The following is a 23,290-nucleotide window of genomic DNA, read 5'->3' on the forward strand; positions in this document are numbered from 1 at the left end:
TCCAACATCACATTCTTATAAACATCTGTGCCATTTTTGGAGGCGCTACATCTGTTATAATTATTTCTAGTGTTATGTTAAGTTAAAATTGACGGAAATAATTTTCTTGATTTTATTCTTGACTCTTTGGTTGTAAACCGCCAGTTTATTTTTGCTTCTTTGGTATTTCTCTGCTTTTGGCAGGCAGAGACTTCCTGTTCTACTTTCTCCTTGCAAGGGATATGTCTGTTCAGGCATTGCCCGTTCAGTACATGAAGCTCTATTTCTGCCATGTTCAGCCAGCTCCCGTGTTTAGGAGTAAATACAAATTCAAACCTGTCCCAAAGGCTTTTGGCTTCTTTTGGGCCAAAGTTCTCATAAAGAGCAGAGGCCGAATGTGTCTTGAAATTATCCATTACCAACTTTATTTTTTCAGCATCCGGGCACATCTCCTCCGATATCCTTTTGATAAACATAGCCCAGTCCTGCTTTTCTTTAAAGTCGGTCACTTCCACCATCCTTTTTCCTGCCAGAGGTTCATTGGCCATAAAGATATTGACCATCCCGGGTCTTACATATTCAAAATCAACACGTGTTTCTCTGCCAGGCTCCATCGGTATGGGCGACCTTGCGCCGGAAATCAACGGTTTTGGCGATTCGTACATACAAATAACGGGTCTTTTGCTATCATAAGGCCGTTTGTAAACATCTAAAACCTGCTCCATTGGGGCTACGAATTCGCTGTTCCTGCCCGGAGGTATAACCCAGCCCCTTACTTTCCAGGGTTTAAGTTCGTTTTTTTTAAAATGTTTCTGACTGAAACATAGGAGATGCTCTCGACATATTCCAATTCTACCATCTTGTCGGCCAAAAGCCTCAGTGACCACTTGGCATGGCCGACAGGAGGATCACTGCAGCATAGCTGGACCAGTTTGGCTTCCGTGTCCCCATCAATCTTCTTGTCGTAAATTCTGGAACTCGGCTTACGCTCCAATACACCTTCCAGACCTTCTTCCAGAAACCTTTTCTTGACCCGGTCAATGGTTCTCATACCAACCTTGAGCATTTTGCTTATCTGCTCGTTGGTAGCCTTATCAGAATATTCTCCCTGATCACAGTTCAGCAGGATATAGGCTGCACGGTAAGTATGAGAGGTGTGGGACCCTTTATTGATGATAGACATAAGCTCATCAACCTCTTCCCGGGTTAATTTTATCTCGTATCTTTTCATAGTTTCTTTTAAAGACACAAGATAAATACGTCATTTCATAATTAACTTAACACTAGGTTCTTTAAGACCATTCTGGATTTCCAGAATGTTAGTAGGCAATTCTTGGTTTTCAAATTCTCTTCGGGAGGGGTTTCTGTTCAGCCAGTGATAATACCCACTTCTGGAAACCTGAAAGACTCGGCACATCTTCCCGACTGCAAATACCTGTTGGTTGTCTTTCATGAACCGGAATATTTGTTGTCGCTCTTCGAGAAGATGCCTACCGCCTTTTTTAGAATGTCCCTTTCTATCTCTGCTTCCTTTAAAGCTTTCTTCAATTGGGCTATTTCCCGCTGCTCGGCAGTCATAACGGGCTTTCCATTACCGGCAAAACTGCCTTCTCCAGCGGATGAATACTCGCGACTCCACCGCCGTACCATATCGGCAGGAACACCAAGCTCACGGCTGATTTCATTGGAGGATTTTCCGCTTTTATGCAGTTCCACCACCATCAATTTGAAGTCTTTGTCAAAGGATCTTCTTTCTCTTTTTTTCATTGGTTCTAAGTTAAGGAGGCTTAACTTACTGTCCAATCAAATGTAGCAGGTCCACACCTGGTTTACTTCATTTTCAGGTACTTTACGACGCCAGCAGTCTCCTGACTTGAATAACTATCCTCAAAGGGACTTTTAATTCTATCCTTACATATAAGAATCAGAATATCCGTCGTTGATCAACAGTCAACCAAATTGCAGGGAGCCGAAGCCGATTCCAACTGTATGGTAGGGTGTTGGATATGGTTCTTTTCCAAAAGGCTGTTTATAGCTGATAGAATTTTAGCTTCATCTGACTTCTCCATTGAATTTAACACCGCATGCAGCGAGGCTATATGATAGCTGCCATCCAACGTCCACACATGCACATCATGGACATTTTCTACCCCTTCAAGTTCAGAGAGTTCATGCTGAAGTTGCGCCAGATTTACCTGTTCCGGAACAGCCTGAAGTAATATCCCCATGGTCCCAACCAGGTTTTTAACCGCATTGAAACCTATAAATACCGAAATAGCCAAGGTCAGCGCACCATCTATCCAGTACCAGCCGGTAAAGTACATGATACCTGCCCCGATCAGCACCGCAAGCCATCCCAACAGATCCTCCAGTAAATGAAGCATAATCGCCTTGCTGTTATGATCTTCCGGATGGGTGTGGCCGTGATGGTGCGAATGGGTTCCTGAATTTTTGATCCGAAGAAAGGCAAAGCCATTGACAGCGATTCCCAACACGGCCAGTCCTAACATTCCTGTACTGTTTACAGGTTCAGGATCAAAGAAAGATCCGATTGCGCTTATACACATCACCACTGCCCCGATCAATAAAAAGAGGGACATTCCTATAGCTGATAGCAGGGAAAACCTTCTGTAACCATAAGAGAACCCTGTTGTCCGCTTTTTGCCAGAGAGCTTTTCCAGCAACACAGCTGTCCCGATGGCAAGCGCATCCATAAAGTCGTGAAAGGCGTCAGCAACTATGGCTGTGGAGTTGGTCAGCACTCCTCCGGCTACTTCGATGACCGAGAATAACAGGTTGAGCCAAAAAGCCAAAGAAAGCCCGTTGTCGCCTGAATGGCTATGCCCATGATGATGTCCCATATCAACTATAATTAGTTAGTGTTGTTCAGTTATTTCTTTAAAGTCCTTTTTTACCTTCCAGCCAATACCCCTGGTGGCTGGCTTTACCCTTTGCTTTGTTTTTCACAACCTTCCGGAAGGTCTGGACAGATCTTACATTACCGGTCAGTACAAAACGTGCCTCATTCCAGCCCAGCTGATTAAAAACGGGGAGCCTACTGACCCATTCCCCATTTCTGAAGGAGCCATCTTTTGGAAAAACAGTATAATTCTCCAAACCCAGCATGGCAGGCGCATTGCTGTTTGCTTCATCCAGCTCAAAGGAAAACTGGAACAGATGGTGGTTTCGTCGGAGAACTGGCAGAAAAGCACAGGCTAGTCCCAATGAAGTTTCGTCTCCGAAGATGAGGTACCGCTTGATTGCTGGGTCATATTCCTTCCTTCCTCTCGGACCGGTGATGAACAGTTCATCCCCTATTTTCAAGGCATCTATAACACGGCTTCCTATCCCGTTGCCATGTATGTGAAATACAAAATCCATAATTCCCTCCTTTACATCATAATAGGCTACCGTGTAGTTTCTATACTCCGTTTCGCTGACCCTTATGACATTGGCATAACCGATCTGGAAGTTCATCCGGTCAATTTGGCCTTGAAAACGGATTTTCTTTAGTTGGGGGCTAATCAAGGAAATCTTCACGACCCGTACCTTGGGCACCATAAGACCTTTAACTAAATCCCCTACCCATTTTGGCATACTTGATATCATCTGTTACAGCTTTTAGTCCACTGCAAAGAAACGGGTAGCCAAAGAGGCAAACAAGGGTAATAAGGGGGTAGCTATTGGACTAATCGCGGTTTTACCTGCGAAATGCCAAGGGAGTCATTCCGGCAACCTTGGCAAAGAGTCTTGAAAAATAAGGATAATCCTCATAGCCAAGTTCTCCGGCAATTTCCTTTACGGATTTATCAGAATGGTAAAGCAGACGTTTGGCTTCCAGAATGATCCGTTGCTGAATATGGTAAGACACAGATTGACCTGTAGCCTTTTTCACACATTCATTCAGGTAAGCCGTAGAAATGTTCAGCAGCTGGGCATAGGATGCAGGCCTTTTAAGCCTGGGAAAATTATGCTCCAGCCCCGCTTTAAAAGCCTTGTTGATTTCCGCAAAGCGTGGGGAATAATCCTTTGCTTTATCCTTTCCCAGGTATTGGGAAACAACCAACGCGACCAATACATTACAACTATCCTTCAATAATGACCGATAGAGCCTTTCTTGCTTCCTTGCAGTGAATTTGATACAAAGGGATACCGTCTCGGAAATCAATGTGAAAGTTTCCTGATCCATAACCATTGGACCTGCCGGGGCAATCTCCTCAAGCAATTTTAAATACTCAGGATTCAGGTTTTCATTATTGATTGCCCAACCTGCCACCACACCTTTGTCCACCGAATCCATCTTATGTACCTGGGAAGGGTGGATATAAACCAAAGAGAGTGCTTCCATCTGATACCGCTGAAAATCAATTTCTATCGGAGTCATTCCTTCTTCCTGGCAGAAAAACAAATGAAAATCGTGTCTGTGCGCATACGCTGCCTCCTTGAAAATACGGTTATTTTTTATCGCTATTCTGCCAAAGGCAACTCCGTGTTCCGACTCTTCGGAGAGTGTATTTACTGGAATGGATGTAGACTTTTTAGGCATAGTTCAGTGTTTCCATTTATACGCAAATGTCCATTCACTCTGTATAGGCAATAGATTTTCTCCGAAATTACCGGTGAACCTAAAACTCCTGCCCATGCACAGAATAAAAAATTTAGGATTGGATCAAGAATTAAAGGTATAAAAGTCCGCCCCTAAGAAAATGTATTTTATCAAGTTTTTATCTTCTAAATACGTAAACACATTACCTATTTCAGTTTAAAAATCTTATAAATTATAATTCCACAGGATTTGACCAATTTATCCTTGAATAATATGGAATAATCTCCCCATTGATACTTTTTAAAATTCTCAGCCTGCTTAAATATCTCCATACACTCCATCGCACCCGGTTTACATCATTTTCCAGCGTTTTACTAGGCCGGCAGTCCACTCAGCTTATCCTTTTTTAACTATTTTTGCTTCAGATGATAGTTTGTATTGCCGAAAAACCAAGTGTCGCCCGTGAAATTGCCTCTGTTCTGGGAGCTAATAACAGGCATGAAGGGTACTATGAAGGGAATGGATATAGTGTAACCTATACTTTTGGACACTTTTGTACCTTATTTGAGCCGAACGATTATAACCCCCATTGGAAGAGTTGGAGCCTCAGTCACCTTCCTATGCTTCCCGAAAAGTTCAAAACCAAAATCGTTAACAATGCAGGGATCCAGAAGCAATTTGACATTGTAAAAAAGCTGTTTGAAACAGCCACTCTTGTGATCAACTGTGGTGATGCCGGCCAGGAGGGAGAGCTGATCCAACGCTGGGTAATCGAACAGGCGCAGTACAAAGGGGAAGTCAAGCGGTTATGGATTTCATCGTTGACCACAGAGGCCATCAAAGAAGGCTTCGAAAAACTTCAGCCTTCAGCAAAGTACGACAATCTATATTATGCCGGATATTCCAGGGCAATCGGGGATTGGTTGTTGGGAATAAACGCCACGCGCTTATATACGGTGAAACATGGCGGATACAAACAAGTGTTGTCCATCGGCAGGGTCCAAACGCCTACCCTGGCTATGATTGTTAACCGGTTTAAAGAAATCCAAAATTTTCAGCCACAACCTTACTGGGAATTACAAACGCTGTATAGAGAGACAACATTTAACTGTGAAGAGGGGAAATTTTTAAAGAAGGAAGAGGGGGAGGCTTTTGCCAACGCAGTAAAGGAACATGACTTTGAAGTTCTCTCCATTGATAAGAAAAAAGGAAAAGAGTACGCTCCAAAGCTTTTTGACCTGACGGGGTTACAGGTGTATTGCAATAATAAGTTTGGTCTTTCTGCCGAGGAAACACTTAAAATAGCCCAGCAACTATATGAACAAAAAGTAATCACCTACCCAAGAGTAGACACCACTTTTTTACCGAACGATATTTACCCCAAAGCACCGGGAATATTAGAGAAGCTAACGGCTTATCAGCCGTTGACCCAACCCGTCTTGGGCAAAAAATTAAAAAAGTCCACCAAGGTTTTCAACGATAAAAAAGTAACCGACCACCATGCGATTATCCCTACAGGGATGCAAGGTGGTTTGCACGGCAATCACCTAAGAGTATATGACATTATTGCCAGGCGGTTCATCGCAGTGTTTTATGAGGATTGCACGGTGGCCAATACCACAGTATTCGGAAAAGTGGATACAGTTCCGTTTAAAACAACCGGAAAAGTAATTTTAGAAAAAGGCTGGAGGATTGTTTTTGAAACTGCCGATGGCAAGGATAAAAAAGAGAAAGATGAGCTCCCGATCTTTAAAAAGGGAGAAAAAGGGCCGCATGAACCTTCTTTCCTGGAGAAAGAGACCAAAGCACCTAAGCACTATACAGAAGCGACTTTGTTAAGGGGCATGGAAACTGCCGGCAAACAGGTGGACGATGAACAGATGCGAGAGTTGATGAAAGAGAACGGCATCGGCCGTCCTTCTACCCGGGCAAACATTATTGAAACACTTTTCAGGCGACAATACATTGAGCGGAACAAGAAACAGATTTTGCCCACCGAAACAGGGGTCCAATTGATCGATATCATTAAGAACAATCTGCTGACCTCCGCAGAGCTGACAGGCCAGTGGGAAAAACAACTCAAGGAAATCGAAAAAGGGAATTTCCACGCGGGTTCCTTTGTGAAGAACATGAAGCATATGGTGGAGAAATTGGTGGTCGAGGTTCTGATGGAGCAAAGCCATACCAAACTATCCCACCCCACTGAAACCAAGGTTCCTGAAAAAGAAAAACCAACCACTGCCGTTGTGGGACATGCCTGTCCAAAATGCAAGGCAGGGACGCTGCTAAAAGGAAAATCGAGTTACGGATGCAGCGCCTATAAAAATGGATGCGGCTTTTTGCTTCCCTTTTCCTTCGAAGGAAAGAAAATTTCAGAGAATCAGTATTTTCGATTGCTTCAGAAAGGATCTACTGTCAACTTAAAAGGATTTAAAACCCCGACAGGCGATAAGGAAGGATTGTTACGTTTCGATGATAGCTTTCAACTTCTTTTGGAAGAAAAGAAACCGGCCGACTCTCCGACTTCTAAAAATACCCCTCCGGTCATTTCCTGCCCATTGTGCAATAAAGGGACCATAATAAGGGGCAAAACAGCCTATGGATGCAGTGCCTATAAAGAAGGTTGTGACTTTAGATACGCCTTTGATACACTCCGGGAAAAAGCAAACAAGAAACCATTGAGCGTAGAGCTGGTGACTTCTTTACTGAAGGAGAGTGTGGGTTAAGCTGAATTGATGTTAAGAATATACCTCTCTATTGGATAAAGAAGTTCGCTTAAAATGCCTTCTTACCGTTACGGCGTTTGGCTTGGCGGCGTGGGGATTTGAAAAACGTCCTACCCTATATTCGTTTTTTTTTGTCCAGCTAACGGAAAACATCAATTGAATGACTGACGGAATTCCAAAGGTGACATCGAGGTTTTCTTTTTGAATAGCGTACTGAATGACTGGGAATGCCCGAAGCCCAACGCATAAGCGATTTCACTTACTGAAAGGCTGGTCGTAGAAAGTTTTTCCTTTGCCTTTTCAATTAGTTTCCCATGGATGTGCTGCTGGGTACTTTGGCCGGTATGCACGCGCAACAGGTCACTCAGATAGTTTGGGGAGAAGTTCATTTGTTTGGCTATATGCTGAACCGTCAATAAGTCCGTTTGCCCATTTTCAAAATATCTGTTTACCACCCGTTCAAAGTTAATGAGCACCTGATGATTGCTGTTTTGGCGGGTAATGAACTGACGCTCGTAAAAGCGTTTTGAATAATTCAGCAACAATTCAATCTGAGAAAGGATAATTTCCTGGGTATGCCTGTCAATATGCGAGCATTCCTTAGCTATTTTCATAAGTATGGACATAAGATCCTCCTCCTCCCCCGCAGATAGATGAAGGGCCTCATTCGTGGCATAAGAGAAAAATCCGTAGCTGCTGATGTTTTGGGCCAGCGGATGCTTTATAAGAAAGTTCGGGTGGAAAATCAGTAGATATCCCGAGCCACATTCCATGGTCTGGACATCTAAGGATTGAACCTGATTGGGCGCTGTAAAACTCAACACCCCCTTGTCGTAATCGTAGTGCTGCTGCCCGTATCTTATTTTGCCTTTTGCGTCTCTTTTTAAGGCTACACAGTAAAAGTTGTTTACAAAACCTTTCCACACCTCATCCTCCAGAAATATGCTTTCGGCAAGGTTGATCATGCTCACCATCGGATGCCTGGGTTCGGGCAGAGAAAGCAAGCGGTGAAATTCTGAGATTGATTTAATGGTATTCATTGTGTTACTCTAAAAACTAAAGGATTGTAAGATGAAGGGTTGTAAGAAAACAGCGACCGCATTTGGAAATGCAGCCGCCAACACAGCTTAGTCAATAAGCCCCATGCTGAACTCATCGTAGGGCAAACCTGTATCTGTACCCAAAGGCACTATACTTTCCAGCTTTGCCAGATCCGCCTGACTCAGTTCGACTTCTACCGAAGCAATATTCTGTTCGAGGTATTTTCTGCGTTTAGTCCCTGGGATCGGCAATATATCCCTGCTCATGATCCATGCCAACGCCAGTTGTGAGGAGGAAATTCCTTTTTCTTCCGCCATAGTCTCAATTAATTTCACCAACTCAATATTCTTGTGAAAATGCGCTTCCTGAAAACGTGGGATTGCACGCCGAAAATCATCTTCCGGCAAATCACTCAGACTGCGGATGTTTCCCGATAAAAACCCTCTGCCCAATGGGGAGTACGCTACAAAACCTATTCCCAGTTCATTTAAGGTCTGCAGCACACCCCGCTCTTCCACCGTACGCTCAAATAAGGAATATTCACTTTGCACTGCTGTGATCGGATGCACGGCATGGGCCCTTTTGACGGTTTCAGATGACACCTCAGAAAGTCCCAGGTACCCCACTTTTCCTTCTTTCACCAGTAAGCCCATTGCCTCAACAGTTTCTTCGATGGGCGTATTCTTATCAAGACGATGCAGGTAGTACAAGTCAATGTAATCGGTATTTAGATTCTTCAGCGAGCGTTCTACCGCTTTTTTCACATATCCTTTTTTCCCGTTGATTGCCCAGGTCACGGTGTTGTTATCGTCTATCTCCCAGCCGAATTTGGTGGCAATAAGGTAGTTGCCCCGGTTACCTTTGATTGCTTTGGCGATAAGCTGTTCATTTTTGAGCGGGCCATATAGATCCGCAGTGTCCAGGAGGTTTCCTCCCAGTTCAAATGACCGATGAATCGTTGCCACCGCTTCCTTCTCGTCAACTTTGCCATACATATTCCCTTCCCCAAAGCCTGTCATACCCATGCAGCCCAGACCGATTTTCGGAACAATAAGCCCCTGGCTTCCCAATGCTATTTTCTTGATATCCATAAATCTCTGTTTTAATGATAACACAAAGTTCAATAAAAGAGCATAAAGACCTGTAAGCAAAACCCTGCATGGTGTATGCAAACCACGGATGATATGTACTTTCGGGTTTTTTATACCGTATTCACTGCTAAACACTTTAAAAAACACCTAACCCCAGAATCCTAAAAATACTCCCTAACAAAAAAGTACGGCTTGACCAAGTTTACATTCCCGATAAATCAGAAACCATAGTTTTACTTTTGTCTTAATTTTTTGTGTTTATCACCCCATTTCTCAAGTTGGTCCAGGACCGGCTTAAGTTCGTAACCTATGGGAGTCAGTTCATATTCTACCCTGGGAGGAACTTCAGCAAAGACTGTACGCGTTACGATTCCATCTGCTTCTAATTTACGCAGCTGGAGTGTAAGCATCCGTTCAGTTATGTTGGGAAGCAACTTTTTCAATTCTCCGAACCTTAGTTTTCCGTGCATCAGCCAACAGCTGATCACTAAAGCCCACTGTCCCCCTATAGTCTGGGCAGCGTAAACTTCTACGCATCTTTCCGCTAAATCCTGTTTGTTCGCGTGATTTGTTGAGGTTACCTTAATTTTTGACATTACTTACATTTTTGATAGTATATAACAATGGGTTGGTAATATACAAAATTCGAAGAGAGCGCTCTACTTTTGCCCTATCACAGTCCTGAATAACGCTAATGAAAATATTAATAATTGTAACCCATCCAGCTATTAACAGTTCGAATATTAACAAGAGGTGGATAGAAGAGCTTTGCGGTCATCCTGATAAATACGTTGTTCATCAGCTGTACCAGATATACCCTGATGAGAAAATTGATGTAGGCGCAGAGCAAAAACTGGTTGAACAATATGACAAGATCGTGTTTCAGTTTCCTCTGTATTGGTTCAGCTGTCCACCATTGCTGAAGAAATGGATTGATGAGGTATTGACCTATGGGTGGGCCTACGGAAGTAAAAGTGGGTATAAGGTTTCCGGAAAAAAAATTGCCCTGGCAATCTCGGCTGGGATTGATGAGCACGAATATCAGTCCACTGAAAAGTACAAGTATACATTAAAGGAGTTGACCAGTCCTTTAGAACTTACATTTGAATACATAAGAGCTGATTATCAGCCTCTTTTTGCTTATTATGGTATTGAATTAAATACCTCAGAAGAATGGATTGAGAGGAGTATACCGTTATACTTAGAATTTCTTGATTCTTTTTAACAGCTAATATCCCCAAGGTCAGGATCAGCTTCAGCAGCCTCATCCTTAAATCCCTGTCCCGTAGATCCAATCCATTCCGGGCTCAGGGATTCTTCTATAAATGCCTTGGCATTGTAAGGGTTGGACCATTTCACCCCGGAGAGCAACATCGGCAGGATGCAGCACTTCGTTATACGTATGAAAAATTTCTGATTAATCTGCGTATACTATAGAAGTGTGTACCACTATGCTAGCCCCACGCCCAGTGCGACCAAAAAGGAATCCACAGTCTACCAAAAAGGAATCTCATCGAAAAAAGCAGCTCCGGAATATGGCAGGTTTCCGTTTTGAAGAAAGGATTAAAAACAAATAGAAAAATCACTGCGGTTAAAATGGACTGATACTTCAGAAGTAAAGAACAAGGCGAGTGGACAAGCCACCCGCAAGGCAGCGCCTTGCCCGTTCCTGACTTCTTTCAACCAGTCCAAAAAACAGGCAATCAAGTCTAAAAAAACTAAACAAAGAAAAAAAGCCAGAAAATGAACCTTTGATTATTCAAGGAACACCACTTCGTCATCACCGTTAGGATTTATACGTTTCCGTCGGGAGCATGACTGTTTTGGTAACAGTACCCTTGGGTAAACCTATTTTCCCATGAATTAAATTGTGACATGGTACCCAGGTAGGATTGTGGTAAATCAGCTGACCGCTTTGGGTAACCTCCTTGACAATATTCACTTTTTTAAGGTGGTAGTTCAGCACTGCATAAGCCAGGTCGCAATTATTATCATTGGGTCTGATAATATCCTGAAAAGTAACTTAATACAGCATTGTTCACCCCAAGGCACGCAAGCGGTGATCTGCACGAAACAAAAATATAGTTGTTGGGCAAAGTATTTTTATCCTTTCTGAGGTTTTCAAACATTTCGATTGCAGCTTTCAAAAATCCACCCCCCCAAACTTAACACGATGACCCCGACGGATAAATCCTTTAAAATTTCTCATTCTAGGTTCTTAAAATATTCCGCATGGCTTTGGCCAAACTCTGCTTTAAGGAAGTTCAACTAGTTGTTATGCTGTCGGCCATTCCGCTCTAATTATAACTCCTACTCTGTTTTGGTAAGATTTATTTTTAAAAATTCCACCCAATTACTTTGGTCGGTCAATTTTTCCCAGGTTCCTGCAATTTCATTATCGTTGTTCTTGAACCGACCGTTAAAACGAAGTCCTTCGCCATTAATTTCAAATTTATCATTTTTTAAAGTTCCTTTCATTTTGCCCGATGAACCCTGGTTATTATAATGTTGCAGTATGGCTTGGTCATTAGATTTGTCCAATCCAATAATTTCATATGTTTGGCTTTTTTCATTTCCCATTAGCACGTCTGCTGTGTGTAAAATGAAAAATCCACCAAGTATGGCTTCATAAGTATCCGTCCCCGTTATTTTCATTTCGGGACTCTTCCCAGCTTTCAGTATCCGACCTTCAGTTTTCCATTTTCCGATTAGTTTTTTGAAATCGGTATTTTCAATTCTATTATTCCCCATTTTGTTCAATATTTTATTGTCAGATTGAAATTTCTCCAGCTTGCAAACAAGGGTCAGGTATAATCGCTTGGAGGGTTTCTATGCGACCCACTATACGCCCACCGCAAAATTTGTTTAGGGCAAAAACGCACACCTCTATCAGCTCGGTCCACATTACACTTATACAATATTGGGGGTAGTTTTTACTTCCTTAACGGTTAATTCAGTATTCTCTTTTTGGATCGAAAATTTAATTATTACCAACAGAATTACGGGGACACCCCAAAGCCCAATTAATGAAAACCAATCACTAATTATAATCCTACCCTCTGAAACCAGTAATCCTTTCTGCAACGGGTCTTTTGAAAAAATGGTGTTAAAAGTAAAATTCCAACCCAGGTGAAGACCCATGGGCAGAAAAATAGATTTAGTTTTTGAGAATGCCAATGCCCAGGCATACCCCATCAATCCGGTCCCGATAAATACAAAAAACATCGGGAAAATATTTCCAAATATTCCAAATGAAAACCAATGGTAAATCCCAAACGCCACTGCAGAAATCATAATTCCTTTTCTTGGTCCAATTCTTTCTATCAGGATAAATAGCAATGCTCCTCTAAAAAGTAATTCTTCTGTCAACACAGAATTAAAGTCCCACCAGAACATAGTTAAAATTAAGGACGTGCTGGAGTTTTCATTCAAATGCAAACTTGAGGATCTCAAAAGTATTTCTAGAGACCCTACACCAATACAAAGTATTGCTGTAATTAAAAACCCGATTGCCAATTGCTTTAGTCTTTTTGTAAGTGGTAAAAATCCTAGGTACAGGATACTCTTCCTCTCTATCAGATAAAGTAGTGCCCAAGAAATTATCAGTTCTACTAGAATCCCTACCATTTCATTTTTTATTCTTCAAATTCTGACTAACGAACCACAAAACCTTTAATAAACTGCCCTTCTAAGGCCCAGTTTGACTCTGTGAGACCGAATTTATCGATTTGCCTGAGGATAATCAGTATCCAACCAATTTGTTCTTACAAACAGTGAAGGATAATCTAACACCAATCCCATATCATCCACTGTTATTGTAGCTTCAAAATCTTCCGGTATGTTCTCATAGCAGTATTGTGTATTTGAAAGCCGAATATATTTCTGTCTTACAAGTGTAACTTTTTGCTGTAGAAGATCGATGAAAATTACCCTGATAACCTTGCTTTCATTTACATTTAACATCAGCCGATTTATCGGTAAAGTATTTGTGAAATGGGTTAAGGAAATGTCCACATCCAAGCAACCTTCAAATTCCGCATTGGAGTTCCCTCCTACTTTCCAGTGGCCTTTTCCATCGCTTACCCATGTAAGGTCTCCAAATTGATTATTTTGCTGGCTTTTTATTTTTGCAAAAGTTGTTTCCCAATTGCGGTTTGTAATGATATCATATTCATCCCTATAAATAGAATCCATGTATTGGCCGACTATTACTGAGTTAATCTGTGAACCTTTATCAGTACCGGTTAATAAACAGTTCTCTAATGAATAATATTCTTGTCCTGTCCAGAGTAAGTTTGTCTGCATAGGTACTAAGGAACGCTGGCTTGTTCGGGTGGGTTTCGGAGCCTGAAAATACCAACCTGCACTGAACTTAACTAAAATCACAAGGCCGTCAACCCGTTCAATAGGTTAATGTAGTGGCGGACCCTGCAAGTCCCTACAGTAATGAGCTTCAGGAGATAAGAATAATGGTAAGTAAGGGTAAAAATGACAGGGTGCATACCGCTTACCAAAATAGCCCCCAAATAGGAATTGGATTTTAAATGAAACCTCTACGTCTTTAATCCTCGAAAAATTAAACATCCCGCCAAAATCAGCTCGAAGACTGCCGTAGGTAAATTCATTAATAAGTAGGCCTCTGAAATGACTTCCACCATCTGGAATAAGATAAAAACACTGGCCAGGCAGGATAAGGCGGTTCCAAAAACACCCAGCCAACCCATCCACGCTGGAATTAACCTACCTTTCAAAAGACCGGCATATAGTATAAAATTTCCAATGCCTAATGACATGATCATCCAACCATGGTTGATCATGTCCCGGGTTTGTTTTAGGGTCGTTCCCACTCCAATCCAAATAGCATCTTCGGGCATGCCTAAATCCACGAATTGCTGTGAAAAAATCAACACAGCTCCCAGTAATATAGTACCGACCAAACTTAATCCAATGGATAGAAAACGGAAGCTGAGTGCTCCCAAAGCCAATTTGGGAGCAACGGTTTTGATCCTAGGATAGAATAAAATGATAATGCCTGCATAACAACAGCCCATCAAGAACTGAAAAACTGCTGCCCAGACGGTCTGGGTTGCCTCACCTGCAGCAAGTTGAATAAAGTCGGGAGAGTCCACCGATGGTGCGACACTTAAAAGACCTGTTACAAATGAACCTAAAATCAAAATCCCAATGATTCTGGAATCTCTTTTTGATTGTTGCATCGGTTTAGAAAATTGAAATGACTGGATTAAGACTGGTGCTCCAAACTATCTAGATTTGGTTTTCAGCTTATAAAGTCTCAAAAGTAGGCACGTGGAAAACCGGAAAATTGTAAAAAATAGTCAATCTCAATTTAATTTGTCAGAAAGGTTACCAGAATCCGAAACCTTTTCAAACAACTGTTGAATCTCAGTCAGGTCCGGCTCCTGCTTCATCCACTGAACCCGCTCCTCTTGGGTCTGCATCCAGCGATAAAGCCAACTCACTCCCCATTTTTGATTGTATTTATCATCTTGGCTGTATACTGGATCTTTCATCGAATCTTCAAATCCAACTATCTCATAACCTTCATTCCTCAGTGCCGAGACTAGCTCAGGCAAATAATCCGCGTTGATCCCATTGTCATGGCAAAGGTAAATCTGACTGATAGGTCTTCCATAAATTTCCTCAGCCATGCCTTCAAAAAAACTTAAAAGCTCCATGGTTTTCGCCACATAAAGTTCACCGAGCTCCTTTGCTTTTTCATACTCTTCTTTCTCCAGGTAATAACAGTACACTGAATCAAACATCCAGTCTGAACTCTCAACGGTAAAAGGTGCTATCTGCCCGTCAGAAGCTTTTAAATACTCCTTGATTTGTACCTGCTGGGTGGAATCCTTTCCCAGATCATTAAAAGGAAAGCGAAATGAACCAATGGATTTCCCATAATGAGAAGCTATAGAATCAGATAGTACGGATCCCTTTTGGACATCTTCCACAAAGCGGTCAAACCCCACTTCAGAATAGCGCAAATGAGAAAAACCATGGTTTCCTATGGAGGAATTCCTATGGGCAATCCAACGAACCAATAGCATCTTGTTTTTCTCAGCTATTTCATTTTGAAATATCCTGCTCTCATTGATGAAAATGGTAAATGGAATATCCACAGAATCCAGTCTTTCCAATAAAACAGAGCGGAACCCATCATCATGAAACTTTAACGTATTCGGAACATCATCAATCGTGATGGAAATGGATTTTTGTTGCCCAAATGCTCCATAGCCTAGAAAAATAAAAATACCTAACACAATTATTCTATTCATAGCAGTTAAATTAATTTCTAAAACTTTCAATGACTTTGGCATCTACCCAATAGATATCCCGGTTACTGGTAAAGAAAAAATACTTCCCATCCCGACTTATGAAAGGGCAGAGCTCATGACCGGGTGTATTGATTTTGTCCCCCAAATTCTCAGCATCACTCCAGTTCCCACTGGCATCCTGAAAGCTGATATACAGGTCCCCTTCCCCAAGACCATTCTCCCGGATTGAACAAAATATCATATAGGATTCATCCGGGGAAATAAACACATCGGCCTCGTAGGAAGAAGAATTAATCTCTTGAGGCAGTATTTGTGCCTTTTGGTATCCACCTTCCCTATAGTCTGATCTATAGATATTAAAATCCCGCATTGCTTTTTTATCAGCCCGCCAATTGGAAGAAAAATATATGGATTCATTGGCGGTGAAGGACATATAGTACTCATTGCCAGGCGAATTTATTGCAGTATCCAGGGCGACCATTTCCGTATCCCAGCCACTTCCTCCCCGTTGGATATACCAAATATCATAATTCTGTTTGGGAGTTTCTCCAATAGCCGATCGGTTGGAAATAAAATACAGTTTGGTTTCATCAGTAGAGAGAAAGGGATCATTACAACTATAATCTTGTCCCCCTATTAATAAAAGGGGAGCTGACCATTCTCCGGAGGATTCCAATCTTGACCACCAAATCTCTGAAGTTCCATCCCTATCTATCCCAAAATAAAACTCGTTAGCCGCCGCATTGAATACCGACCCGAATTCAGAGCGATCAGCCAATGAAATCGATCCAGGTGCAAAAATCTCAGGAGTTAGACCAGGAGGTTGTTGGCCAAAATAAACCAAGTCATTTTTCTTAAATGAGCAGCTCAAGGCTCCAACCAAAAAAAATAACAGTGCGCCCATCATCAGCCTATACTTATTACTGAAATATATGATGACACAATTTCTTAGGTATTTTTCTTTCTCCATACTGCTTTTCATTACAATTCGAGGATTAGTTTGGTAAGCTCCAATGATCAAAAGCGGCCTTGGATACACTCGCAATAATCGATTCCCGTTTGGATTGGGAATCGTAGGAATCAGAAATAAATACCGAAATCACCAGATGCGATTGATCCGGAAGGGTAATAATTCCCACATCATTGGTTGCCCTTGTAAGGCCATTGTAGGTGGCTGCAGTTCCAGTTTTATGGACAAGAGGGGTTTCCTTTGGCAGCAAGCCCTTAATCCTTCGGTCAAACCATGGGTTTGAATAGGACATGAGCTTCAATAAAAATTGACGACTGTTTTCTGACAGATCCTTGCCCTTAAAAAAAACAACCAACAGGTCATTCATTGCATCAGGAGTAGACCAATTTTGATACTGGATCGTATCATGGGCTACCTGAACCATCTCAGTGGTGGAAATAGCGATATCTTTTATCCCTAAGCCATGGATCTTTTTTTCCGCTTTTTCGGTACCCCCCAGAATCCTGAGCAACACATCACAGGCTGTACCATCGCTGTGGGAAACATTGTATGCTAAGATATCACGGAGTGTCATGGTAACACCCTCCGGGAATTGATCACGTATGGGGCTATGCCCTGCTTTAGGAATGTATTCAGATTTGTGAATAGCTATACTATCATCCAATGAAAATTTCTCCTTATCAATTTCCTGCAACACTGCCATTGCTATGGGAAATTTATAGACGCTTTGCATAGGGAATTTCTTATCTCCGTTTAGTGAGACTTTTTCACCGGACTCCAAGTGCAAGATACTTACACCTAGTTGACCGCTACTTGTGTCTGAAATTTGCTGAATAGTGGAATAAAGTGAATTCTGGGAATAACCATCCTTAGCTGCTAAACAAAGTAATGCCGATATAATAAATCCGATGTTGACTAAAAGACTTTTTTTCATTTGAGATTTTGCTACGCTTTTATAAATATTAATAAGAGACCAGAAACCATTCAATAGATATTTAATCCGCTTAGTAGTTCCATAGCGTCAGACCTATAAGTCCCCAATACATGAAATAGGATGCGATAATCAGATTCACCACACTGGCAATTCTCACCTGAAACCGCATCCATTTACCTAAAGATGGCTTTACAAAGAGACCGTGAACAAAGAAGTAACCAGAAATCACTGAAAATACCAGAAATAACCAGCTGCTGAAATAATAAACCATTGCACCGGCGCTGTATAGCTTCTCAGGATCATAAAAAAACACTAAACCCGTAAAGGAAACCATCAGGAATATACACGCCAGGAAAGGAAACAATACTCCCCTGTTCACTTTTCCTTTCATTACACGTGCTCTTATACAGGAAATCCCCAGGCTAAAGAACGAGAAAATGAGAATCGCAATACAAAGCAAAGCCAGGTAAAACTGGATATATGCACTTATTTTTGAAATTCTGATGTAACTAGTTTCGCCCAACCACATGGTATCCCTATTTTCCTCAATAAAAACAGTGGATGCCTGAGGCTCATTGTCTTTTTGGAATTTCCTCTCATCAACTGCTGTCCATCGAATAGCACCTCCCATCATACTGCTTTGGATCAGGTGCTCTCCTTCTGCATCTAATACCTGCAAGTCGATTAACCGCATAAAAGGATAAAGCACTTCTACATTAAACGTAATGGGCTGATAAGCACCCTCAAATTTCTGGGGCGGGGAATGAGTAGCTTCATTCGCCGGAGTAGGGTCACTCCGATAAGGTTTTAGCAATTCATTTTTTATCTCCTTGATAGCTTTGGACCCCTCTCTGTCATTAATCAGAATCACATAACCGATATTCAGATCCCTTGAATATCCAAATCCGGAAAGAAAGCCTCCATAGCTTCCATTGTGTCCATAAAAAACCGAATTCCCGATAAACTCCTGCATCAGGCCCTTGCCATACCCGAATTTGACCCCATTTCTCGCCAGAAGTGAGGTTTCAGGGATTTCCATTGCTAGAATAGAAGTGGATGAAACCACTTGATTTCCATTGTAGGACCCTTCATTGAGGAAAAACCGGGTAAAGTTCTGCATCCCTTTCAAATTAGTAGTCAAGCTACCGGCTGGCCACTGAGGCAGGCTCGGAAAAGGCTCTTCATAAGCAGATGAATATCCTTTTGACCAATCAGGGTTCGCCTCTGGATGATAAGTAGCATCATTCATCCCAAGTGGCTCCAGGATATTTTCTCTCATAAAACCAACAAAATCACCATCCACTTTATCCTCCAAGATGGCAGCGGCAGCTATGTAATTGAGTGTGTTATAACTAAAATAACTTCCCGGAGCCCAACGAGTGGTCAAGGCATGCTGGCTTTGTCCCAATACAGATTGGAAAGGGGTGTTGGCATCTGCGCGAGCAAAAATATCGAAATGGGCTTCATCAAATCCGGAGGTATGCTCCAGGAGATGGGCCAGTGTCAGTTGTTCCTGACTATACTGGTTTGTAAAATTGAATCCAGGTGACATTTCCCTCAATGGACTTGAAATGCTCAATAGCCCCTGTTCTTGTGCACTTACTATTCCCAAGGCCAAGAATGTCTTTGAAATAGAGCCGATGGTAAATTTGGTGGCACCATCCACCGACCTATTCCCCATTAAATCCGACTTACCAAAATATCCCGTATAAAGAACAGTATCTTTATCCACCAAGGTGATAGCCGCCCCAGGTATCTGGTATTTTTTAAGAATGGAGGCTATTGTCCTGTCCAAACTGTCTGTTTGGGCCATCACACTGATACTACCCAATAAAATCATACTGAAGCCAAGGAAGGTTTTTAGGGTCATATGTTTATAAGTTAGATTTTTTAGTTCATTTAGGACGGTAGTCGAGCGAGTTTCTAGGGGTAAATAATCATCCCCCTGTGTGTCGTCCGCCCGTCATGGGTATTTCATCTGATTATAATTTGTTTTTCAGCGGTCATATGGAATCTCGCACGGTGAATAATCATCCCATTGTGTGTCGTTTTCGACATACCCGATTGTATGTTTTCCGAGGAAATCTTCCTCAAAATTTCTCTAAATCCCGTATTGACATTGGAAAACATCGGATTCGTTTCAATGTCTTTTTGACAGACTATATAGTAGATAGGAAGGCTTACTAAGAATATTCGACGGATCGATCTCATATTGTTGTTATTAAGTTTCCTTAGGTGCCAAGAAACCATAAGTCAATTTCCTCCAGATCATTTCCAAGGGACCTTGGGTATAAAATCTCAGCCAGACTTTAGTCAGTATAATTTGGAGGATCCAGATTCCGATCACAAAACCCAATAATTCAACACGGGAAATTTGATTATGCAACCCAAATCCATATCCATAAAACAGAATCCCCAGTATCAGGCTTTGAACTATATAATTCGAGAGGGCAGTCCTCCCGATGGCTGTCAACCATCCCAGTTTCCATGACTTTAAAAACATTTGATATACTCCATTTAAAATCAGAACATACCCTATTCCTAAGATCTCCTTTGGAAACGTAAAACTCCATCCTTTCCAGAACTCCAGTATGGGTTCGTGATCCAGGTAGGTCCAATGATAATAACGGAAGGCATTGACCGCTAATCCCAAGACCAATACTCCAATAGCTATAGGCCAATAAAATTGCCAAACGCGATAATCTGAAAAAATCCCGGATCTGTAAAAGAGCATACCAACCAACATCACTATCAGCGAGGAGAATATGATGGAATCATAATAGAATGCACCATCCAATACTTGCCCTTCTTTAAAAGAATGCTTCACTCCCTCCCAATATGTCTGCCTAGGTGCTTCAACCTCCTTGTATTCAAAAGTTTTTTCAGCGTATCGATTTTCCCAATTCTTAACTGTTTTTTCTTCCGCTGCGGATCTTTTCTCAGGGCTCTTGCCCACGGCCTGGCTGTACTTCTGAAAAGTATCCTGGCGTTTGCCCACGTTTTCATAGGATTTGAAAAGCGGGATGGCCAGCAAAAGAAATAGTGCGATAACAATACTCCTACGCTTCATGGACCGAAATGGAAGAAGCAATAATCCACATATGGCATAATGATACAGGATATCACCATCCCAAATAAAATAGGAATGAATCAACCCCATTATAAAAAGCCAGAAAATGCGCCTCGCATAAATATCCAGCACATCAAGTCCTTCAACTTTTCTTTGGACTCTGTCCAAAAACACTACAAAGCCCACTCCAAATAACAGGGCAAACATGGTGTAAAATTTACCTTGTGTTAAGAAGTACACCCAAAAACGAACATGGTAGTCTATCTCATTTTCATAACCATACTGCCAGGAACTCCAGGGGTTAGGATAGGCAAAGGATTCTATATTGATCAAAAGGATTCCCAAAACGGCTATACCCCGGAGAAAGTCCAGACTGGGAATGCGTTCTTGAATAGAGGTGGATTGAAGTTTCAAATGGGGAAAGGATAAAGTTGGGGTCTAAATAGTCTTGTAAATGCTTTTCCGATGTACTAAAACTTCCATTTTGGTTAAATCACAGTTTTTGGAAGTCTTTGATGATCAATATCCAGTGCTTCAGCAAGTACCCAGTCTTGACCTTTCAGGGCTCAAACATGCGTGAATAAAGCTGAACTGGTCATTTTGTCCACGTCTAGGGATATAAAAATCGTACTTCTCTTTTTGGATGGCACCGTAAAGGGTAGCGCTATTATTCCATAGATAAACTTCTAAGTTGTTTGGTTCAAGCTTACCAAACGGCTCAGCACAGCTGTACTTTTTAGTATTTTCAAGAAATGTCTTCTTGTGATGAAAACCGCAGGGATATATTTTCATATGTGGTGTTTTAATATGGGGTAGCAATTTTGTTGGCTGCACAGCCTAAAATCTGTATAAATCGGACATCATTTTTAAGCCTCACTTAATTTCCAGAAATCCTTGGGAATCAATCCTGTAAAAGACTTGAACTCCCGTATGAAATGAGCCTGGTCATGGTAGCCAAGTTCATGGGCGGCTTCGGTTTGGGAACTCCAGGTTTTTCCAGATTTAACCACCGCCTCAAACCTGACAATTCTGGAAAATAATTTTGGATTAAAACCAGTATAAGCTTTAAATATCCGCCCGAACTGCTTTTGCGAAAGGCTACAGGCACTGGCTAATTCCGGAATCCTTTTTTGACCCTGATTCGATTGAATCAATTGAATGGCATAGGCCATCCGGCCATCTAAATCTTTTTTGGGATTCAGACGTTGGTAAAAAAAATTATTTAACACCTGGATTTGGCATGAAAGATTCGGAGCATCCTCTAATTGTCCGGCCAACCGGTCGGCATCTGCTCCCAATACATCCTTTAAAGGAATAAATTCCCCTTTCAAACCATCAGGGGTACGATCCAAAAGTTCAGGTATCGCATGAGAGAATAAAGAGGCTCCTACCAAATGATTAAATCCAGGCACCTTAATTTGGTTTGGCCGCTCGGTATGCACCTGAACAGCAGTAAAAAGCAGTTGAGAATTTGAACTTGAATCATTAAAAGCAAATGTGATGTCAGTTAAGGTGTTTGCTATTGTATAATAGATGGATTTTCGATGAGATAATCGTGAATCCCAGCTTGCAGCCCAATAATGACTGACCAGCTCTTTCAAGGGTTCACAAGGTGCGATCTTTTGGTAAAACACAGGCTTTAGAATTTAAGTCAACAGATTTTTAGGAATGTGATTTTCCAAAAACCAGACCAGCCGGCCAGAAGACCGGGTGAACCGCCCAAAATCAAAATGTCACGAAAAATCACTCCTTCAAATCATTCGAAATTTTTAACATAATTGTAAGCGTGGTTTAGTTGTGGAAAATTTCCAACAACAGGTGGGAATAGTACTGGTTTGCCTCTAATTATTCCTTATTGGTAATTCTGAGCAGGTATTTTGAGCACCATAGTCTTTTGATAAAAAAATTATATTCATCTTTTCTGAATCATAGTGGTACTGAAAATTCTATTTTTACGTATTCACTCAAAAAATAAAGAGCCCAGGTATTCTAAAATTGACCATACTTCAAAAAATCAAAATTACTGTACATTAACGGTCAGTATTGTTCGATTTACTTATAAATCAAAACGCATATAATTTTTCAAAATGAGAAAGCCTCCTATAGCCCACCCTTCCTCTGCAACTAAACAGTAGCTTATCAGCGGGTATAATCAGGTGATAGTATATCATGGTAAAAGAGAATAAGCATACTTTCTTTTTAGAATTTCTACCAACAGTTGCTGATGAAAAGGTGTGAATATAAAATCCGGTTTATATCCCATGTTGCTGTATGAAGTTATTTGCAAGGGGCTAAACACCTACACTACTGCACATGGTTTAGATTATTAGCAGTATTTTTTATAGTTCCATATTTGAAAAATGGAGGATAAAGCCATTATTGTCTTCAATAACAAATTCTGTAGCTCCATTATACTTTGTAATTCCAAGCTCTTTGATAATTTTTACTTTACCCTTAATCTTATCATAGTAATTAGCAATATTTTCGGTTTGAATCCATAAAGTTAAAGATTTGCCACTTGTTTGACCTTTTAGCTGAGGAAATTCAGTGGTTAATGAGTTGGTAGATTGAAACATTAAAGAAACTTGATCTTTTTGAATCATTGCCCATTCGGGTAATTCATTTGGTACTTTTTTC

22 protein-coding genes and 1 pseudogene are annotated in these 23,290 nt (G+C 41.4%); 2 read left to right on the top strand and 21 right to left on the bottom strand.

Annotated elements, in window-relative coordinates; all coding sequences use genetic code 11:
• Positions 1-77: 77 nt before the first annotated feature.
• From AS141_RS25930 to AS141_RS06120, 6 genes are all read right to left on the bottom strand, one after another.
• Positions 78-1,210, bottom strand: a protein-coding gene (locus AS141_RS25930) for an IS630 family transposase (RefSeq protein WP_394331071.1) whose coding sequence is annotated in 2 segments (ribosomal slippage) — positions 78-784 and positions 784-1,210 — 1,134 coding nt in all. Because the reading frame shifts where the segments join, the coding sequence is not laid out codon by codon here.
• Between the two features lie 30 nt (positions 1,211-1,240).
• Complete coding sequence (locus AS141_RS06100) at positions 1,241-1,432, bottom strand: hypothetical protein (RefSeq protein ID WP_057936723.1); 192 nt, start codon at positions 1,430-1,432, stop codon at positions 1,241-1,243.
• Complete coding sequence (locus AS141_RS06105) at positions 1,429-1,746, bottom strand: transposase (protein WP_057936724.1); 318 nt, start codon at positions 1,744-1,746, stop codon at positions 1,429-1,431. Before AS141_RS06105 ends, AS141_RS06100 begins: the two co-directional genes overlap by 4 nt.
• Positions 1,747-1,922: 176 nt before the next feature.
• The gene (locus AS141_RS06110) at positions 1,923-2,840 is read right to left on the bottom strand and encodes a cation diffusion facilitator family transporter (protein ID WP_057936725.1); all 918 of its coding nucleotides are present in this window, start codon (positions 2,838-2,840) and stop codon (positions 1,923-1,925) included.
• A 37-nt stretch (positions 2,841-2,877) separates the two neighbouring features.
• A complete protein-coding gene (locus AS141_RS06115; protein WP_082632195.1) occupies positions 2,878-3,588 on the bottom strand; it encodes a siderophore-interacting protein in 711 nt (236 codons plus the stop codon).
• Between the two features lie 91 nt (positions 3,589-3,679).
• Positions 3,680-4,525: a helix-turn-helix domain-containing protein gene (locus AS141_RS06120; protein WP_057936727.1), complete on the bottom strand. Its 846-nt coding sequence runs from the start codon at positions 4,523-4,525 to the stop codon at positions 3,680-3,682.
• A gap of 425 nt (positions 4,526-4,950) precedes the next feature.
• On the opposite strand from AS141_RS06120, the gene AS141_RS06125 reads away from it, so the two are divergent.
• Positions 4,951-7,251: a DNA topoisomerase 3 gene (locus tag AS141_RS06125; protein ID WP_057936728.1), complete on the top strand. Its 2,301-nt coding sequence runs from the start codon at positions 4,951-4,953 to the stop codon at positions 7,249-7,251.
• A gap of 152 nt (positions 7,252-7,403) precedes the next feature.
• On the opposite strand, the gene AS141_RS06130 is transcribed toward AS141_RS06125, so the two are convergent.
• From AS141_RS06130 to AS141_RS06140, 3 genes are all read right to left on the bottom strand, one after another.
• A complete protein-coding gene (locus tag AS141_RS06130) occupies positions 7,404-8,291 on the bottom strand; it encodes a helix-turn-helix domain-containing protein (protein WP_057936729.1) in 888 nt (295 codons plus the stop codon).
• 87 nt (positions 8,292-8,378) lie between these two features.
• Positions 8,379-9,383, bottom strand: a complete 1,005-nt coding sequence (locus AS141_RS06135) for an aldo/keto reductase (protein ID WP_057936730.1) — start codon at positions 9,381-9,383, stop codon at positions 8,379-8,381.
• Positions 9,384-9,616: 233 nt separating this feature from the next.
• Positions 9,617-9,979, bottom strand: coding sequence for a winged helix-turn-helix transcriptional regulator (locus AS141_RS06140; protein ID WP_057936731.1), 363 nt, complete (start codon positions 9,977-9,979; stop codon positions 9,617-9,619).
• Between the two features lie 98 nt (positions 9,980-10,077).
• Here AS141_RS06140 and AS141_RS06145 point away from each other — a divergent pair, with 98 nt between their 5' ends.
• Entirely contained in the window at positions 10,078-10,608 is a 531-nt protein-coding gene (locus AS141_RS06145; RefSeq protein ID WP_057936732.1) for an NAD(P)H-dependent oxidoreductase, read from the top strand.
• Here the strand turns inward: AS141_RS06145 and AS141_RS26525 are convergent.
• The 12 genes and pseudogenes from AS141_RS26525 to AS141_RS06205 all read right to left on the bottom strand — a co-directional run.
• Entirely contained in the window at positions 10,605-10,742 is a 138-nt protein-coding gene (locus AS141_RS26525; protein ID WP_157243402.1) for a hypothetical protein, read from the bottom strand. The two genes, AS141_RS06145 and AS141_RS26525, sit on opposite strands and share 4 nt — an antisense overlap.
• A gap of 951 nt (positions 10,743-11,693) precedes the next feature.
• The gene (locus AS141_RS06150; protein WP_057936733.1) at positions 11,694-12,134 is read right to left on the bottom strand and encodes a DUF1579 family protein; all 441 of its coding nucleotides are present in this window, start codon (positions 12,132-12,134) and stop codon (positions 11,694-11,696) included.
• Positions 12,135-12,293: 159 nt separating this feature from the next.
• Positions 12,294-12,779: a CPBP family intramembrane glutamic endopeptidase gene (locus tag AS141_RS06155; protein WP_232424833.1), complete on the bottom strand. Its 486-nt coding sequence runs from the start codon at positions 12,777-12,779 to the stop codon at positions 12,294-12,296.
• 324 nt (positions 12,780-13,103) lie between these two features.
• Positions 13,104-13,688 carry a putative glycolipid-binding domain-containing protein gene (locus AS141_RS06160; RefSeq protein ID WP_082632196.1) on the bottom strand — a complete coding sequence of 195 codons (585 nt, stop codon included), beginning with the start codon at positions 13,686-13,688 and terminating at the stop codon, positions 13,104-13,106.
• 248 nt (positions 13,689-13,936) lie between these two features.
• Positions 13,937-14,599, bottom strand: coding sequence for a DUF4386 domain-containing protein (locus AS141_RS06165; protein ID WP_057936736.1), 663 nt, complete (start codon positions 14,597-14,599; stop codon positions 13,937-13,939).
• A 126-nt stretch (positions 14,600-14,725) separates the two neighbouring features.
• Positions 14,726-15,679 carry a polysaccharide deacetylase family protein gene (locus AS141_RS06170; RefSeq protein WP_057936783.1) on the bottom strand — a complete coding sequence of 318 codons (954 nt, stop codon included), beginning with the start codon at positions 15,677-15,679 and terminating at the stop codon, positions 14,726-14,728.
• Between the two features lie 10 nt (positions 15,680-15,689).
• On the bottom strand, positions 15,690-16,661 hold the full coding sequence (locus AS141_RS06175; RefSeq protein ID WP_198293500.1) for a TolB family protein: 972 nt from the start codon (positions 16,659-16,661) through the stop codon (positions 15,690-15,692).
• A 13-nt stretch (positions 16,662-16,674) separates the two neighbouring features.
• Positions 16,675-17,583: a class A beta-lactamase gene (gene bla / locus AS141_RS06180; RefSeq protein ID WP_057936737.1), complete on the bottom strand. Its 909-nt coding sequence runs from the start codon at positions 17,581-17,583 to the stop codon at positions 16,675-16,677.
• Between the two features lie 70 nt (positions 17,584-17,653).
• Entirely contained in the window at positions 17,654-19,453 is a 1,800-nt protein-coding gene (locus AS141_RS06185) for a serine hydrolase domain-containing protein (RefSeq protein WP_057936738.1), read from the bottom strand.
• A gap of 351 nt (positions 19,454-19,804) precedes the next feature.
• Positions 19,805-21,067, bottom strand: a complete 1,263-nt coding sequence (locus AS141_RS06190) for a DUF418 domain-containing protein (RefSeq protein WP_157243403.1) — start codon at positions 21,065-21,067, stop codon at positions 19,805-19,807.
• 452 nt (positions 21,068-21,519) lie between these two features.
• Positions 21,520-22,287, bottom strand: coding sequence for a helix-turn-helix domain-containing protein (locus AS141_RS06200; protein WP_157243404.1), 768 nt, complete (start codon positions 22,285-22,287; stop codon positions 21,520-21,522).
• A gap of 705 nt (positions 22,288-22,992) precedes the next feature.
• Positions 22,993-23,290: pseudogene (locus AS141_RS06205) on the bottom strand (hypothetical protein); the annotation flags it as partial.

Source organism: Algoriphagus resistens, from assembly GCF_001442615.1.
Lineage (GTDB): Bacteria > Bacteroidota > Bacteroidia > Cytophagales > Cyclobacteriaceae > Algoriphagus > Algoriphagus resistens.

Bases quoted from the DNA above. Each gene is read 5' to 3' on its own strand.
- AS141_RS06120 (WP_057936727.1), bottom strand. From the start codon at position 4,525: ATGCCTAAAAAGTCTACATCCATTCCAGTAAATACACTCTCCGAAGAG.
- AS141_RS06160 (WP_082632196.1), bottom strand. From the start codon at position 13,688: ATGCAGACAAACTTACTCTGGACAGGACAAGAATATTATTCATTAGAG.
- AS141_RS06165 (WP_057936736.1), bottom strand. From the start codon at position 14,599: ATGCAACAATCAAAAAGAGATTCCAGAATCATTGGGATTTTGATTTTA.
- AS141_RS06175 (WP_198293500.1), bottom strand. From the start codon at position 16,661: ATGAAAAGCAGTATGGAGAAAGAAAAATACCTAAGAAATTGTGTCATC.
- AS141_RS06125 (WP_057936728.1), top strand. From the start codon at position 4,951: ATGATAGTTTGTATTGCCGAAAAACCAAGTGTCGCCCGTGAAATTGCC.
- AS141_RS06185 (WP_057936738.1), bottom strand. From the start codon at position 19,453: ATGACCCTAAAAACCTTCCTTGGCTTCAGTATGATTTTATTGGGTAGT.
- AS141_RS06110 (WP_057936725.1), bottom strand. From the start codon at position 2,840: ATGGGACATCATCATGGGCATAGCCATTCAGGCGACAACGGGCTTTCT.
- AS141_RS06145 (WP_057936732.1), top strand. From the start codon at position 10,078: ATGAAAATATTAATAATTGTAACCCATCCAGCTATTAACAGTTCGAAT.
- AS141_RS06135 (WP_057936730.1), bottom strand. From the start codon at position 9,383: ATGGATATCAAGAAAATAGCATTGGGAAGCCAGGGGCTTATTGTTCCG.
- AS141_RS06140 (WP_057936731.1), bottom strand. From the start codon at position 9,979: ATGTCAAAAATTAAGGTAACCTCAACAAATCACGCGAACAAACAGGAT.
- AS141_RS06115 (WP_082632195.1), bottom strand. From the start codon at position 3,588: ATGATATCAAGTATGCCAAAATGGGTAGGGGATTTAGTTAAAGGTCTT.
- bla (WP_057936737.1), bottom strand. From the start codon at position 17,583: ATGAAAAAAAGTCTTTTAGTCAACATCGGATTTATTATATCGGCATTA.
- AS141_RS06130 (WP_057936729.1), bottom strand. From the start codon at position 8,291: ATGAATACCATTAAATCAATCTCAGAATTTCACCGCTTGCTTTCTCTG.
- AS141_RS06150 (WP_057936733.1), bottom strand. From the start codon at position 12,134: ATGGGGAATAATAGAATTGAAAATACCGATTTCAAAAAACTAATCGGA.
- AS141_RS06100 (WP_057936723.1), bottom strand. From the start codon at position 1,432: ATGAAAGACAACCAACAGGTATTTGCAGTCGGGAAGATGTGCCGAGTC.
- AS141_RS06170 (WP_057936783.1), bottom strand. From the start codon at position 15,679: ATGAATAGAATAATTGTGTTAGGTATTTTTATTTTTCTAGGCTATGGA.
- AS141_RS06105 (WP_057936724.1), bottom strand. From the start codon at position 1,746: ATGAAAAAAAGAGAAAGAAGATCCTTTGACAAAGACTTCAAATTGATG.
- AS141_RS06155 (WP_232424833.1), bottom strand. From the start codon at position 12,779: ATGTTCTGGTGGGACTTTAATTCTGTGTTGACAGAAGAATTACTTTTT.